Origin of the sequence: Chryseobacterium polytrichastri, assembly GCF_900142445.1 — a bacterium.
Lineage (GTDB): Bacteria > Bacteroidota > Bacteroidia > Flavobacteriales > Weeksellaceae > Chryseobacterium > Chryseobacterium polytrichastri.
Genome location: NZ_FRAV01000005.1, coordinates 48395 through 64676 on the forward strand (window position 1 = coordinate 48395; position 16282 = coordinate 64676).

The window sequence follows — 16282 nt, forward strand, 5'->3', positions numbered from 1 at the left end:
TACCCCTAAAAAATAAATTCTAGTTTTATTTTATGCCCTCTAAATTCAAGTAAAATCTTATTTTTATAAGGCGTAATCATAAAAAATAGGTTGCTAAGAAATACAAAGTATTTATTTTTTTTTATTAATTAGTCAAGAAAACATATTAAGCCTGTTTAAATTAATTAAAAAATTTAACCACAAAAGATACAAAAGCTATTATTGAATCATTTAAAGTTGAACTATTTGAAAACAAAGCTTACAAAAGAATAAAAATCAAAGATTTTTTTAAACTTATGTGTTCTTGTTTGCACTTCATTATGAACTTAAATAAATAATATGCTAATCTTTTATCTCTTTTGTGGTTAAAATAAAAAGTTTAAACAAGTTTTTTATTTAATAATCACTTAGATCATAATAATGTAGAATCTTATGAAAACAATTATTAAAAATCATCTATCAATATCCCTTTTATTATTTTTAATAGGGATGACAAGTGCAGTAAATGCCCAGGAAAAATATATTGCACCAGGAACTAAATTCGATTTAACGCCCTTTACGTTACAACTTCCCCTTGAGCAAAATAGCAGCATCATGCAAAAGAAAGGAAAAGAATTAGCCAAGTACAGTTCCAATTATTTCTACCTGGATCCCAAAGACCAGAGCATGCATCTATTTTGTAAATCGGATGGTACGACTACTAAAGGGTCCCATTTTCCAAGAACTGAATTGCGTGAAATTAATGAATGGCATTTCGCCGGACAGCATGAAATGTCTGTAAAACTAGCGGTATTGCAACAACCAAGCTCCGGAAAAATCATTATCGGACAAATACATGGGCATACCAAAGGAACTGAAGCCGCTAAATTATGGTGGAATAATGGAGATCTACAAATAGGTTTCAAAAAAGAAGTGAACGACAAAGAGCAACGCTTTACATTATTGAAAAATGTACCCTTGAATCAGGTTTTCAGCTATACGATTTCACAATCTGATCATACGGTAACCGTTACAGTAAATGATCAATCTCAGACGTTTACTTTTGGAGATAGCTGGACCTCCGAATCTGTATATTTTAAAGTGGGTAACTATTTACAAGATAATTCAAAACCTGTAACCTCCGGACTTATAGCGGTGTATAGCGTTACTATTAAATAAAAAGAATAAGCAGATAGTAGATTTACAATCAAATTACTGGTTCAATATATTTTCTATTTCACCTTTAAAAAACAAAAGAAGCCTCTAGTTTAGAGGCTTCTTTTTATATATCGTTTTGATCAAAGAATACTTATTTACTTTTTCTCAAATCATCAATTTCGTCTTGCAATAATTTTATTTTAGCTTTTAGCTCATCACTTACCTTCGCCGGGAAATTTTTCAACTTTCTCAAATCGAATGCCAATAATATGGAAGAAACACCAATAAAGATAAAAGAAATACCCGTTAATGTAACCAAAGAAAAGCCTGTGAATATGGGGTTAAATAAAAGCAATAAAGAAAATATAATACCTCCGGCACTCGTTAATGCCACATTTCCCCAACTTGCTATTTTGTGACTTCTTAAATCAAAAGCAAATCCTAATAACTGCAATGAGCGGAAAAGCAAGGTAATTCCTATCACAAAAGGTAAAACAACCATTGAAATCTGAGGATTCCTTACTAAATACAATCCGATTGCCGCAGTAAGCAATCCGCTCACCAAGAACCAACCCCAGCCTTGCAGGGATTTCCTGTTCTGCAGTGAAAAGAAAATTTCTGTAATTCCTGAAACTAAAAATGAAATACTGAAAATAACAGATAGTGTTACATAAACAGCAAGAGGAACAGTAAACACGTAAATACCACACAAAAGAAAAATAATTCCAAAGATTAATGGAATATACCAGTGTTTAATCGTGTTGGTAAGGGATTGAAATAAATTTGACATACTAATTTGATTTTTTTGATGATGCCTACTTTGTTATGCGGTTTTCGGCTTGTCCGCTAAAATATCAAACACACCATATCTGTAATTCTCACGAATACTTGAAATATGTATCGTTACCAATTTACAGAAAATACCAGAAAAAATAATCAAAATATCAAATGAATACTATAAAGATGTACAAAACTCACCTATTATTACTTCATTATAAATGCTCTTCAGGAATAGAAATATTATTTTGCTTCATATATTGTAGAAGCTCGTGGTATTTATCTTCAAAACTATCTGTTCCGCATTTGTGAGAAATACTACAGATATCCGAAGGCTTTATGTCTAAAATACCTGAGATCTTGTTTAGAATATCGAGGTTAATCTTCACTTTAGAATTTTCAATATCGGAGTAGGCTTTCTGTGAAATTCCCATTTCAAAAGCCATATATTCTTGGGTAAAGTCTTTACCTCTTCTAATTTTTCTAATGTTTTGTCCACATATTTTCATCATTTCTGTTTTAGTAGTTTTCGGTATATTTTAGAAGTTTATCTAATAGCCTCTAACAAAGTTAATAAATACCTTTGGCAAAACATTATTCACGCTACATGATATTTATTTCATCATAAAATTTGGTTTAAAAATTCACCCAATAAAACCATAAGAAAGAAAAAATATCACTTCAGTACACACAATTGGAATTATGGAGACGCAAAGATTTAATTATGACAATAATATTGTCAGAGCATTCTTGTATGCTACTATTGTATTTGGCTTGGTCGGATTTTTACTCGGTCTTACTGCCGCTTTAATGCTTTTCTACCCAGAATTACCTGAGTTTTTATTCGGAACAGATGATACCACTATTAAAAGTTTGGCTTCGGGAAATATTCAAGGCTTGATCAATACACAAGGTGCCATGGGATTTGGAAGGATCAGAATGCTGCATACCAGTGCCGTGATCTTTGCTTTTGTCTGCAACTCCTTCTTTTGTGGAGCGTATTACAGCCTGCAGAGATTATTAAAAACAAGAATGTACAGCGATACACTATCCTGGTTACATTTCTGGTCTTGGCAAATAATGATTGTAGCGGTGGTGATTACTTTTTTAATGGGAATCAATACCTCAAAAGAATATGCAGAACACGAATGGCCTATTGATATTTTAATTGCATTCTCATGGATCATCTTCGGGATCAACATGTTTGGAACGATTGCCAAAAGAAGGGTAAGACATCTTTATGTAGCTATTTGGTTCTATATCGCAACCTGGATTGCCGTGGCAATGCTTCATATATTTAATAATCTTGAAGTTCCGTTATCATTCACAAGCTGGAAATCATATTCTGTATATGCAGGAGTAAAAGATGCTTTGGTTCAATGGTGGTATGGCCACAATGCCGTTGCCTTTGTATTAACTACACCAGTTTTAGGTCTAATGTATTATTTTATGCCGAAAGCTGCTGAAAGACCTGTTTTCTCATATAAGTTGTCTATTATTCACTTTTGGTCATTGATCTTTGTGTATCTATGGGCAGGTCCGCACCACCTTCAATATACCGCTTTACCGGCTTGGGCTCAGGCGGTGGGAACAGGTTTCTCTATCATGCTGATTGCTCCATCTTGGGGAGGAATGCTGAACGGACTTTTAACTTTAAGAGGCGCCTGGGATAAAGTAAGAGAAAACCCTATCCTTAAATTCTTCGTTGTAGCCGTTACCTGTTACGGGATGGCAACCTTTGAAGGTCCACTTTTAGCAACCAAATCATTAAATAAAATAGGACATTATACAGATTGGGTTATTGGTCACGTTCACTTAGGTGCCCTTGGATGGAATGGTTTTATGGCCTTCGGAGTTATTTATTATTTGATTCCTGTGATGTGGAGAACCCAACTTTGGTCTAAAAAATTAGCCAACTGGCACTTTTGGTTGGGAACGTTAGGAATTATTTTCTATGCTGTCCCAATGTACATCTCTGGTTTCACGCAAGGACTAATGTGGAAACAATTCAACCCGGACGGGACTTTATTATATAAAAACTGGCTAGATACCGTAACAGCAATCATTCCTTACTTTAAAATGAGATTTGCAGGAGGACTGCTTTATCTTTCAGGTGCCATCTTAATGGTTGTGAATGTTATTAAAACCATCAAAGCCGGATCATTCCAAAAAAATGTACCTGCAGAAGCTCCTGCTTTAGCCAATATTGGAAGCAGCAGAAAAGAAGGCGAAGGCGCACACCTTTGGCTGGAAAGAACACCAAAATTATTATCCATATTAGCTTTTGTAGTGATCTCAATTGGAGGATTAATAGAGATTGTCCCTACCCTATCTCTTAAGCAAAGCGTTCCTGAAATTACCGCCGTGAAACCTTATTCACCTTTAGAATTAGAAGGAAGAGATTTGTACATCCGTGAAGGCTGTAACTCATGTCACTCACAAATGATCAGGCCTTTCCGTGATGAAGTGATGAGGTTCGACGGTAAAAACGGGCAGTATTCAAAAGCCGGAGAATTCGTTTATGACCGACCATTCTTATGGGGATCAAAAAGAACCGGACCAGATTTACACAGAGAAGGAGAAAGAAACCCGGATTCATGGCACTTTAAACATATGTATAACCCAAGAATTACTTCTGCAGGTTCTATTATGCCGCGTTTCCCTTGGTTGATCACCAATAAGCTGGATCGTTCTCAAATGGTAGATAAAATGAAATTAATGAAAAATAGTTTTGATGTTCCTTACACAAAAGCTCAAATAGATTCTGCAGGCAAATGGGCAGATAACCAATCGGAAGCTATCGTTAAAAGAATTTATTCTGAAGCTACTGATGTAAGAGATCAGGTAGAAAAAGATCAAGCGGCCAAGGGAACTTCATTTGTTCCGCTTAAACAGAGAGAAATTATAGCCATGATCGCCTATCTGCAAAGATTAGGAACCGATATAAAAACCACAGAGATCAAAACGGCAAGCATAGAGTAATCATTAAATTTTATTACAATGAAAACGAGAACCCCCATTTCAATATACATTGCTGCAACAATTGGTTTAACGATCCTAGCATTCGAAATGTTTGCTCAAGATTCAGAATACTTTACTTCTCCTTTTTTCTGGACATTGATATTGATCACGACGATTTTACTTCTCATCATGAATTCTATTGGAGATCTGGTTGAGAATGAAAGATTCAGCAGATTATCTGAAGAGGAAAAAAAAGAATATTTGCGTGAAAAGAATATTCCATATTATCAGAAGCTTTGGAATTCTGCTTTTAAAAAGCAATCTGCAACCGAAGAAAAAGATATTTTGATTGACCATGGTTTTGATGGCATCACAGAGCTTGATAATTCTTTACCCAAATGGTGGATTGGTTTATTCTGGTTTGGATGTGTTTTCTGCGTCGTCTATTTATTTGCTTTTGCTTTCACAGATTATGCGCATCCAGAAGCTGAACTAAACAAAGAAACTAAAACCATGTTGGCATCTATCACCGAATATGAAAAAACAGCCCCACAGATTAATCTGGAAACCGCAAAATATAGTGCAGACAATATCGCAGAAGGAGAACAACTGTTTAAAACCAACTGTGTAACCTGTCATTCCGAAGGTGGAAAAGGCGGAATTGGTCCTAATCTTACGGATACTCATTGGATCAACATTAAAGAAAAAAGCTTATTTAAAAACGTATTCTGGATGCTTGAAAACGGATCTCCCAACAATCCTACCATGAGGCCTTTCATTAAAGAAGGAACCATCACAGGAAGAGATGCCGAAAAAATTGCAGCCTATGTTTATCATATCAATCAGGAAACAACCCCCATTACAGAAGCTCAGGGAGGTGCTGCACCACAGGGAGAAGAAGTAAAATGGGAAAATACAAACGAATAAAATTTATTATCTCACACCTATACCAAGGTATGCCCCCTTTTGAAACCTAATTTGATATTTATTTTTTATACAAACTTTTCAATAGTAAATAATGAAAAAGGGGGCTTCTAAAAAATTAACTCAAATCCATGCTTTGACTGTTCTTATCAACTAATTCACTTCACTAACTAGACTAAATTCCATAATAGGCAGTCAAGGCAGGATTTTTACACTTTTGAAAGTGGTACCACAACAAAGAAATTTAATATTCAATGAAAAATGATTTATTATCTTTGTTACAAAATCACTCCACATTTGAAACAAAAATTTAATACAAAAAAGATCCTAAAGCGTATTGCAATAACCTTTATTTCAATATTGGTTTTGCTCACTCTGCTTATATTCAGTTTAAGACTTCCGGCAGTCCAGAACTTTATTAAAGACAAACTAGTTGTCTATCTTGAGAAAAAAATCAAAACAAAAGTAAGCCTTGAAAGGGTTTATATAGGATTTCCAAACAGCCTTGTTATGGAAAATTTGTATTTAAAAGGTCAAAATATAGATACACTTCTCGCTGTAAAAAAACTGGATGTAGGTTTAAATATGCTTAAACTTATCAATTCTACCGCAGATATTACTTCTGTAGATTTAGAAGGCGTTCGCGCCAATGTGGTAAGAAAACCGGATGGCAAATTCAACTTCGATTATATTATTGATGCTTTTGCGACAACAGATAAACAAGAAAGCTCATCTAAGCCATTTATTATTTCTCTTGATAAAATTAATTTAAAAGATATTGGAGTTACTTTTAATGATCAGCAATCAAGAAATGATATTAAACTTTATTTTAAATCTTTTGATACAAGGGTTAAAACGTTTGATTTAACTAAAAATACATACGCCGTTAATGACATTAATCTTGACGGATTAAAATTAAAACTTAAGCAGGATCTTGTAAAAGAAGTTACTAAGAAAGTAGTAAAAAAAGTAGATTCTCTTAACAATCAAAAACCAATGCAAATTGGATTAAGAGGAATTAAGCTAACCAATTTCGATATTGATTACGGAGACGATAATACCAAAACATTTGCGAAAGTTTTATTTAAAGAATTAAGCACAAAAGTAAATAAGTTAGATTTAGAGAACAATGCTTATAATGTTGGAAATGTAGTTCTTTCTGGAGCAGACGTTAATGCTAATTTATATCTTCCGGCACAAAATGCCAATCCAAAAAACACCAAAGAACCTGAACCTTCAACCAATTCCGACAAAGAAAAAGCAATGAAACTGCTTTTAGGAAAACTGGTCCTGAATGACGTAAAAGTAGTGTATAACAATACCGCCATTGCTCCTACAAAACAGGGAATGGATTTCAACCACATGAATTTTTCCAAAATGAATGTTGAAGTCCGAAGCTTTAAGATGGAGAACAATACTTTTGCAGGAACAGTAAATTCAGCAGAAATTCAGGAAGCAAGAGGGTTGGATATTCAAAAATTCAACACCGATTTTGTGTATGGCGAAAAAGAAGCTTACCTGAAAGATCTTTATCTACAGACTCCAAAAACATTGATTAGAGATGAGGTTATTTTAAATTATAACTCCATCGAACAATTAAGTTCAAACCCCGGAGCGATACAAATTTCAGCGAATATTAAAGATTCTAAAATTGGTTTTTCTGATATCCTTAATTTGGTTCCTACTTTAAAAAATACAGTTCCGTTCAACAAATATCCAAATGCGATATTGAGCGTAAATGCCAATGTAAAAGGAATTGTAAATGATTTATTGATCAAAGATCTAAAAGTTTCAGGATTAGATCAGTTACGTGTTGCTGCATCAGGAAGAATTAAAAATGCAATGAATCCTGATAACCTGTATTATGATTTGAAAATTGCAGAACTTTCTTCATCCGCAAAAACAATCTATAATTTAGTTCCGAAGAATACCATTCCATCAAATATTTCTTTACCTTCTAATTTCAGTATAAAAGGAACGGCAAAAGGCACCACTAAAGTTGTGGATACCAATCTTAATCTATACTCCACTCTTGGAAACGCTGCAATTATTGCTCAAGTAGACATGCGAAGAAAAAACCATGAATTGTATGATGTAAAAGCTAATCTTCAAGGTTTACAAATTGGTAAGTTTATTCAGAATAAAGATATCGGATCCATCACTGCTCAAATTTCCGCAAAAGGAGAAAGCTTTGATTTCAAAAATGCAAATGCAGACTTAAAGGGTCATGTCGCATCAGCAGTTTATAAAGGTTATCATTATCAAAACATGGATCTTACTGGAAAGATCAATCGTGGGGTTTATAATGTTGTTTTAAACTCGAAAGATCCAAATGCCAATCTACAACTAACAGCATCCGGAATCTACAATGAGAAAAACCCTACCGTAAAAGTAAATGGAGAGATTATTAAATTAGACTTAAACAAGCTTGGTTTCTATGATAAACCAATGATTATCGGAGGAAAAATTGATGGCGATTTCACCAGTCTTGATCCCGACAATTTAAATGGATATTTAAATCTTCAAAACTTTGCTTTTTCTGATACGAAAGAGGTATACCCTCTTCAGGAACTCAATTTAAAAGCTTCTTCAACGAATGATTCCACAAAAATTATGTTCAACTCCCAGATTGCAGATGTTGAATTAAATGGAAAATATAAACTGACACAAATCTTCGGATCTTTAGCCAATACAATTAATCAGTATTATCAGTTCCAAAAACCTGGTAAGGCTCAAAAAATTGATGCTGGGCAACACTTCACTTTTAATGCAAAAATTAAAAATGATGATGTGATTAGAAAATTTGTTCCGGATTTGAAAAGCTTTGAAACGATTAATTTAGTTGGAAACTATGATGCCGATTCTCAAAAAATTGAACTCAACGGACAAATTCCACAATTGTTATATGGTGAAAATTCCATTGAAAATGCGGCGTTAAAAGTCACGAATGAAAATCATGCGTTGCAATACGACTTTAGTGTAGCCGCTCTTAAAAGTTCAAGTTTAGCTTTAAATAAAATAAACGTCAACGGAGATGTTTCCAATAATATCATTAACTATAACATCACCACAAAAGACGAAAAAGATGTCACTCAATTCCTGATTGCCGGGAATGCAAAATCATTGAATGACATTACCGAAATTTCGCTAAACCCGAATGGTTTAAAATTAAATTACAATGATTGGACCGTTGGAGAAGGAAATAAAATCCAGATAAGTGATAAAGGAATTTTAGCAGATAACTTCAAACTATCTTACGCAGGAAGTGAAATTTTGCTACAATCGGAAACCAATTCCCCAAACAGCCCTTTAAATATTTCATTGAAGGATTTTAAAATAGAAACCATCACCGAGATCATTAAAAAAGATAGCGTTTTAGCAAAAGGAACCATCAACGGAACCGCCCAACTTCGGGATCTTACAAAAAATATGACCTTCACTTCTGATCTTACTGTTTCAGATTTATTCGTCTATGGAAATGCCATCGGAAATCTTGCCGTAAAAGTGAACAATACTTCACCGAATCTTTTAAATGCTGATATTGCCCTTTCAGGAAATAACAACGATGTAAAGATCTTGGGAGACTACAATACTTCTTCCAGCACATTTGATATGAATATGGCGATTAATAAACTTCAAATGAAATCTGTACAAGGATTCTCTATGAATGCCATTACCAATACGGAAGGTTACCTTTCAGGAAATCTGAAAATTACTGGAAATACAGATAAGCCCAATATTTTAGGAAAAGTAAAATTCAATGACGTTGGACTGGAGATTGCAAAAACAGGAAGTGATTTCAGAAAACTGAATGATGAGATAGACTTTACGAGTAAAGGAATTGAATTCAATACATTTAAAATAAACGACAAAGACGGAAATGCTCTTGTGATTAACGGAGAAGTTCTTACTCAGAATTATAGGGATTATGCTTTCAATCTTGATTTGAATGCCAAAAAATTCAAAGTAGTGAACTCAGAAAAGTCCAATGATGCCATGATGTATGGAATTCTGGCGATTGATGCTGCATTGCATATTCGAGGTAACTTAGACTTACCAAAAGTAGATGGAACATTAGCTGTTTCTGATAATACAGATTTCTCTTTCGTTCTTCCGCAAACCAGCCCTTCATTACAGGAAAGAGACGGCATTGTAGAATTTATTGATCAGGATCAGGTGGTGCTAAACAAAACCATTAAAGCAGATTCTCTGAAAGCACAAAGCCGCATTAAAGGAATGGATGTAAGTGTGAACATCGAAGTAAGCAAAGAAGCTAAAATGTCTATTATCATTGATAAAGCCAATGGAGATTTTGTAAAACTTCAGGGGGAAGCAGAATTAACAGGAGGAGTTGACCCTTCCGGGAAAATGACTCTTGTCGGGGTTTACCAAGTAGAAAAGGGATCTTATGACCTCTCTGTAAGTCTTTTGAAACGTAAATTCGACATCCAAAAAGGAAGTACAATTACTTGGACAGGAGAGCCTACCATGGGAATTATGGATATTACTGCCGTCTATAAAACGCAGGCTCCTCCTCTTGATCTGGTTGAGCAACAACTAGCCGGTGATGATGCATCTAAATTGAATCAATATAAACAAAGAATCCCTTTCAATACATTGCTAAAAATGAAAGGTGAGTTATTGAAGCCTGCAATAAGTTTTGATATAACAACAGATGATAAGAATAATGCAGTTTCATCAGAAGTAACAGAAACTGTAAATACAAAACTTACTCAGCTCAGAACGCAAGAATCTGAAATGAATAAACAAGTTTTCGCTTTACTTTTATTAGGTCGTTTCATTGGTGAAAACCCATTTGAATCCAGCGCAGGAATGTCTGCTGAAGGAATGGCAAGACAAAGTGTAAGTAAGCTTCTTTCTCAACAATTGAACAATCTTGCATCAGGTTTGATTAAAGGAGTGGATATTGATTTAGGTCTTGATTCTTCTGAAGATTACTCAAGCGGGAAAAAAAACACAAGAACAGATCTTAATGTAGGGGTTAGTAAAAAGCTACTAAATGACCGTCTAAAAGTTTCGGTAGGAAGTAACTTCGCATTGGAAGGCCAGGCTCGTGAAAATGAAAACACCGCCAATATTGCAGGAAACGTAACGGTAGATTATAGCCTTTCAAAAGACGGAAGATATATGCTTCGTGCGTATCGTAAAGATGAATATCAGGTAACGCTTCAAGGGCAGATCATAGAAACAGGAGTAGGTTTTGTGATTACTTTAGACTATGATAAATTCCGTGAGATTTTCCAAAAAAATCAAAAGGAAAGACAAAAAAAACAAAATAAGAATAACCAAGTGGTAGAATTTAAATAATGAAAAGTAAATTGAATATATATTATAAATATTTGCTCGCTTCGGGATTTGCTGCGGTTACTCTTTCGTGTAGTAATACCAAATTTCTGAAGGAAGGCCAAATGCTTTACACCGGTGGGGAAGTAAAAATAGAAAATGATACGATCTCCAAAAAAGATAAAAATGAACTTCAAGCTGCTTTGGAAGCCAACTTAGTTCCAAAACCCAATTCAAAGATATTAGGCTTACGTCCGAAATTATATTTTTACAACATTGCCAAAGAACCGAAAAAAGACAAAGGTTTTAATTATTGGTTGAAATATAAAATAGGCGAAAAGCCTGTTTTATTAGGAGATGTAGACCGTGAATTCAACAAAAAAATTATTGAGAATTATTCTGAAAATAAAGGATATTTTAATGCAAAGGTTACTTATGATACGGTTTCCAAAAACAAAAAAGCACAGGTAATTTATAAGCTAAGACCGGGCGCAAGATATTTAATAAGCAATGTTAAGTTTCAAAAAGATTCATCTCTTATTAATAAAGAAATTCAGACTTTCACCAATAAAACATTCTTAAAATCAGGAAATCCATTTGATCTTGATGTTATTAAAAATGAAAGAGACCGTATTGATAACGGCTTAAAAGAAAGAGGATTTTATTATTTCAGTCCGGAAAACATTATTGTTCAGGCAGACAGTACCGTGAACAAAGGGCATAAAGTTGAATTGAATGTTAAACTAAAAGATGATACCCCACGATTAGCAACTGAACAATTTACGATTAATAATGTGATTGTTTTCCCTACTTACAACATTCAGGATGTAAAGCAGGGCAAGTATAAAGTTCCGATGGATGTAGATTCGCTTTCAAAACATGCCTATGACGACATCTACATCATTGATCCTCAACATAAATTTAAACAAAAGATTTTCGACAGAGCATTATACTTTAAGAAAGGAGATCTTTACAACCGTTCCAATCATAATTTATCTCTAAACCGCTTGATCAGTTTAGGTGTTTTTAAATTTGTGAAAAATGAGTTTGTACTTTCAGATTCGCTAAATCATAAATTTGATGCGTATTATTTATTGACACCAAGGCAAATTCAATCCCTAAAGCTCGAAGCATTAGGAAGAACAAATTCTGCAAATTATGCAGGAAGTGAATTGAACCTCAACTGGACTCATAGAAACTTCTTTAAAGGAGCTGAGCAATTTAAAGCTGCTGTGTATGGCGCTTTTGACGTACAAATGGGAGGTCAGGAAAATGCAAAAAATATTTTCCGTGCGGGAGCCAATGTACAGCTTTCTATTCCAAGAATTGTTGCGCCGTTTCGTTTCAATTCTTCGAGTGCTTTTGTTCCGAGAACCAATATAACATTGGGGTATGAATTACTGAACCGTACAGAATATTATAAGCTCAATAATTTTAATGCCTCATTCGGATATGTTTGGAAAGAGAATGTCAAAAAAGAGCATGAGCTAAAAGTAATAGATATTACTTTAGTTTCTCCTGCCAATGTAACACACTTATATGATTCATTATCTTTAAATAATGATGCCATGCGAAGAGTGGTCGCCAAACAACTTATTTTCGGGCCTACCTACAGCTATACCTACACCAATACAATGCTTCCAAGAACCAATACATTCTACTACAAAGGTACATTGGATCTGGCAGGAACTATTACAGGGTTAGTAACAGGTGCCGATGCTAAAAAAGATAAACAAAAAGAAATTTTCGGAATCCCATTCAGTCAATATGCAAAAATTGAAAATGATGTAAGGTTCTACCATAAATTTACAGAAAAGAGTTCATTTGCCAGCAGATTTATTGGGGGTATAGCTTATCCATATGGAAACTCAGAGTTTATTCCTTTTTCTAAACAGTTTTTCACAGGGGGAAGTAACAGTATTCGTGCATTCCGCGCAAGAACCTTAGGTCCCGGAAGCTTTGATCCCCGAACCATTCAACAAGGCTACCTTATAGATCAATCTGGGGATATTAAATTAGAATTCAATGCAGAATACCGTGCTAATCTTTATAAGTTTTTAAATGTAGCAGCGTTTGTTGATGCTGGAAATATTTGGTTATTACGTGACGATCCCTCAAGACCAGGAGCAAAATTCACCAAAGATTTTTTAAATGAAATTGCCGTTGGAGCCGGAGTTGGTCTAAGACTTGATTTCTCTATCCTGATTTTAAGATTAGATTTGGCTATGCCGTTGAGAGTTCCATATTATCAAAAAGGAGACCGATGGACATTTAACGAAATCGATTTCGGAAATGCAGCTTGGAGAAAAGATAATCTTATTTTAAATATAGCAATCGGATATCCTTTTTAAATTTCTGATTTTTAATATTGATTTATTTAAACACAATTGTATGATAAAAAACGCAAAATTTTTCTGGGAGGTTTTAAAAGAAACCTTCAATGAATGGACTAGTTCCAACGCATCACGAGATTCTGCAAGTCTTGCCTATTATGCAATATTTTCCATCCCTGGTTTGTTGATCATAATTATTTGGATTGCTGGTAATTTTTTTGGTGAGGAAGCTATTCGCGGTGAGATCAGTAATCAGATCAGCGGAATTATGGGAACCGAAGTTTCCAAAAGTGTAGAAAGCATGATTGCTGGAGCTCTAATCGACAAACAAAATATCATCATGAAAATAGTGGGGATTGGTTCCTTAGTTTTTGGTTCCACTACTCTATTTTTCCAACTTCAGCATTCTCTGAACAGTCTTTGGGATGTGCAGTCTGCTCCTAAAAAAGCGTTCATTAAGTTTTTATTAGACAGGGCCAATTCATTAGGAATGATTCTTATGATTGGTTTTTTATTAATGATTACCATGATCCTATCTTCATTGATTAGTGTTTTCAATGGTATCATTACTAAATATTTCGGATTTGAAACTTATTTACTCGTAGAATTTGTAAATTTTGGAATCGGTTTTGGGCTTGTCATGCTGTTGTTTGCATTAATGTTTAAATTTCTTCCTGATGTACAAATCAGTTGGAGGCCAGTTTGGAAAGGTGCTTTTTTAACAACCCTATTATTTACATTAGGTAAATTTTTATTAAGCCTCTATTTCGGAAATTTCAAACCTACTTCCGCTTTTGGAACTGCGGGAACAGTGATCTTAATTATGATGTGGATCAATTACTCTTGTATGCTCGTGTTCTTTGGAGCCGAATTTACCAAGGTATACACTTATAAGAAAGGATATAAAATCATTCCTTCAAAACATGCTAAATGGAGCGCAGCAAAACTCTATGAAGAAAATAATAAAAATCAGAATACTGAAGTCTGATTTTTGAATCTATAAAAAAGCCTCTTGAAAATATCAAGAGGCTTTTATTTTTACATTCTGTTTACGGTTCCTATTCCCAGTAATCCTAATGATTTTTGTATTGTTTTTGCCGATAAATCTGATAGATTCAAACGGAACTGTCTTAAGTTATCATCCTCCAGTTTTAAAATCGGAGTGTTTTGATTTTGATAGAATGAATTATAAGATTTCACCAAATCATATACATAATTAGCAACCAATGCAGGGCTTAGTGCCTCCGCTGCTTTTTCTACTATGTTTTTATAATTAGCCAATAATACAATTAATTCTTTTTCAAATTGGTTAGCATCTACAGTAACGACTTCTTTATATTCATAGTTCGCTTTTGCCAATAAAGACTGAATACGAGCATAGGTATATTGAATGAATGGTCCTGTATTTCCGTTAAACTCGATACTCTCTTCAGGGTTGAACAACATTTTCTTTTTAGGATCAACCTTAAGCATGAAATATTTTAAAGCACCCATTCCTATGGTTTCATAAGAAGCTTTTCTCTCTTCTTCTGCAAGCTCTTCAAGTCTTCCAATTTCTTTTGCTTTTGCTTCTGCAGTGTCATACATTTCCTGCATCAACTCATCTGCATCTACAACAGTTCCTTCACGAGATTTCATTTTTCCGTTTGGAAGTTCCACCATTCCATAAGACAAGTGAAATAATTGATCTGCCCAAGGGAATCCTAGCTTACCTAACACTTTAAATAAAACCTGGAAGTGATAATCCTGCTCGTTTCCTACTGTATAAATTAATTTCTGGATATTATTTTGTTTGAAACGTTCAACTGCTGTTCCTAAATCCTGTGTCATATACACTGATGTTCCGTCTGAACGCAACAATAATTTGTGATCCAACCCTTCATCTGTAAGATCACACCAAACAGAACCATCTTCTTTTTGGTACAATACTCCTTTTTCCAAACCATCCTGAATAAGGTCTTTTCCTAAAATATAGGTGTTGCTTTCATACTGAACCTGATCAAAATCAACGCCTAATCTTTTGTAAGTTTCGCTAAAGCCTTCATAAACCCAAGAGTTCATTTCACTCCAAAGATTTCTTACCTTTTCGTCTCCTTTTTCCCAATCTAGAAGCATTTGTTGAGCTTCAAGAATTAATGGAGCTTCTTTTTTAGCTTGATCTTCCGTTGAACCTTGTGCAACCAATTCAGCAATTTGTGCTTTATATTCCTGATCAAATTTTACATAATAATTTCCAACAAACTTATCTCCTTTTGTAGCGGTAGCTTCAGGAGTTTCTCCTTTTCCAAACTTTTCCCAAGCCAACATCGACTTACAAATATGAATTCCTCTGTCGTTGATAATTTGAGATTTAATCACATCATATCCGGCTTCCTTAAGAATCTGAGCAACAGAAAAACCTAACAAGTTATTTCTTACATGCCCTAAGTGCAAAGGTTTGTTGGTATTTGGAGAAGAATATTCTACCATTACAGTAGCATCTTTCTTTTCTATATTTGAAAAACCATCATTCACAGATCTAAATTGATCTACAAAGAATTGATTTTTAACTTTAACATTAAGGAAACCTTTAACCACATTAAAACTTTCCAATAATTCTGTTTGAGTCGTTAAAGCATCTCCCAGCTCAACACCAATACTTTCAGGATTTTTTTTCAACTGCTTAACCAATGGAAAAGTAACAATTGTAAAATCACCTTCAAATTCAGTTTTATTTTCCTGAACTTCCAGTTTGATGTCTTTTAATTGATATACATTTAAAATAATCTCCGAAAGTTTCTCTTCTATTATATCTTTAATATTCATGTATCCTATTTATTTTTTCATGGCTGTATGGAATAGCCGTATTTCGTCTTAAATTTCAAAAT

The 16282-nt window shown here is 34.1% G+C and carries 9 protein-coding genes; 6 read left to right on the forward strand and 3 right to left on the reverse strand.

Translation table 11 applies throughout. From position 1 onward, the window contains the following. Window positions 1–411 precede the first annotated feature (411 nt). Window positions 412–1137: a polysaccharide lyase family 7 protein gene (locus BUB80_RS04225; protein WP_083547041.1), complete on the forward strand. Its 726-nt coding sequence runs from the start codon at window positions 412–414 to the stop codon at window positions 1135–1137. Window positions 1138–1267: 130 nt separating this feature from the next. On the opposite strand, the gene BUB80_RS04230 is transcribed toward BUB80_RS04225, so the two are convergent. Beyond that, window positions 1268–1906 carry an HdeD family acid-resistance protein gene (locus BUB80_RS04230; RefSeq protein WP_073291251.1) on the reverse strand — a complete coding sequence of 213 codons (639 nt, stop codon included), beginning with the start codon at window positions 1904–1906 and terminating at the stop codon, window positions 1268–1270. A 202-nt stretch (window positions 1907–2108) separates the two neighbouring features. Beyond that, a complete protein-coding gene (locus BUB80_RS04235; protein ID WP_228433681.1) occupies window positions 2109–2405 on the reverse strand; it encodes a helix-turn-helix domain-containing protein in 297 nt (98 codons plus the stop codon). A gap of 190 nt (window positions 2406–2595) precedes the next feature. On the opposite strand from BUB80_RS04235, the gene ccoN reads away from it, so the two are divergent. The 5 genes from ccoN (at window position 2596) to BUB80_RS04260 (ending at window position 14403) form a co-directional block, all read left to right on the forward strand. Continuing rightward, window positions 2596–4875, forward strand: coding sequence for a cytochrome-c oxidase, cbb3-type subunit I (gene ccoN / locus BUB80_RS04240; RefSeq protein ID WP_073291253.1), 2280 nt, complete (start codon window positions 2596–2598; stop codon window positions 4873–4875). An 18-nt stretch (window positions 4876–4893) separates the two neighbouring features. Beyond that, window positions 4894–5781 carry a cytochrome c gene (locus BUB80_RS04245; RefSeq protein ID WP_073291254.1) on the forward strand — a complete coding sequence of 296 codons (888 nt, stop codon included), beginning with the start codon at window positions 4894–4896 and terminating at the stop codon, window positions 5779–5781. A 294-nt stretch (window positions 5782–6075) separates the two neighbouring features. Continuing rightward, the gene (locus BUB80_RS04250; protein WP_083547052.1) at window positions 6076–11106 is read left to right on the forward strand and encodes a translocation/assembly module TamB domain-containing protein; all 5031 of its coding nucleotides are present in this window, start codon (window positions 6076–6078) and stop codon (window positions 11104–11106) included. Continuing rightward, entirely contained in the window at window positions 11106–13433 is a 2328-nt protein-coding gene (gene tamL / locus BUB80_RS04255; RefSeq protein WP_073291258.1) for a translocation and assembly module lipoprotein TamL, read from the forward strand. The genes BUB80_RS04250 and tamL overlap by 1 nt, the downstream gene beginning before the upstream one ends. Before the next feature lie 40 nt (window positions 13434–13473). Continuing rightward, the gene (locus BUB80_RS04260) at window positions 13474–14403 is read left to right on the forward strand and encodes a YihY/virulence factor BrkB family protein (protein ID WP_073291259.1); all 930 of its coding nucleotides are present in this window, start codon (window positions 13474–13476) and stop codon (window positions 14401–14403) included. Window positions 14404–14453: 50 nt separating this feature from the next. On the opposite strand, the gene argS is transcribed toward BUB80_RS04260, so the two are convergent. Continuing rightward, window positions 14454–16220, reverse strand: coding sequence for an arginine--tRNA ligase (gene argS / locus BUB80_RS04265; protein ID WP_073291260.1), 1767 nt, complete (start codon window positions 16218–16220; stop codon window positions 14454–14456). Between the last annotated feature and the right edge of the window lie 62 nt (window positions 16221–16282).

Bases quoted from the DNA above. Each gene is read 5' to 3' on its own strand.
- BUB80_RS04225 (WP_083547041.1), top strand. From the start codon at position 412: ATGAAAACAATTATTAAAAATCATCTATCAATATCCCTTTTATTATTT.
- BUB80_RS04230 (WP_073291251.1), bottom strand. From the start codon at position 1,906: ATGTCAAATTTATTTCAATCCCTTACCAACACGATTAAACACTGGTAT.
- BUB80_RS04235 (WP_228433681.1), bottom strand. From the start codon at position 2,405: ATGATGAAAATATGTGGACAAAACATTAGAAAAATTAGAAGAGGTAAA.
- ccoN (WP_073291253.1), top strand. From the start codon at position 2,596: ATGGAGACGCAAAGATTTAATTATGACAATAATATTGTCAGAGCATTC.
- BUB80_RS04245 (WP_073291254.1), top strand. From the start codon at position 4,894: ATGAAAACGAGAACCCCCATTTCAATATACATTGCTGCAACAATTGGT.
- tamL (WP_073291258.1), top strand. From the start codon at position 11,106: ATGAAAAGTAAATTGAATATATATTATAAATATTTGCTCGCTTCGGGA.
- BUB80_RS04260 (WP_073291259.1), top strand. From the start codon at position 13,474: ATGATAAAAAACGCAAAATTTTTCTGGGAGGTTTTAAAAGAAACCTTC.
- argS (WP_073291260.1), bottom strand. From the start codon at position 16,220: ATGAATATTAAAGATATAATAGAAGAGAAACTTTCGGAGATTATTTTA.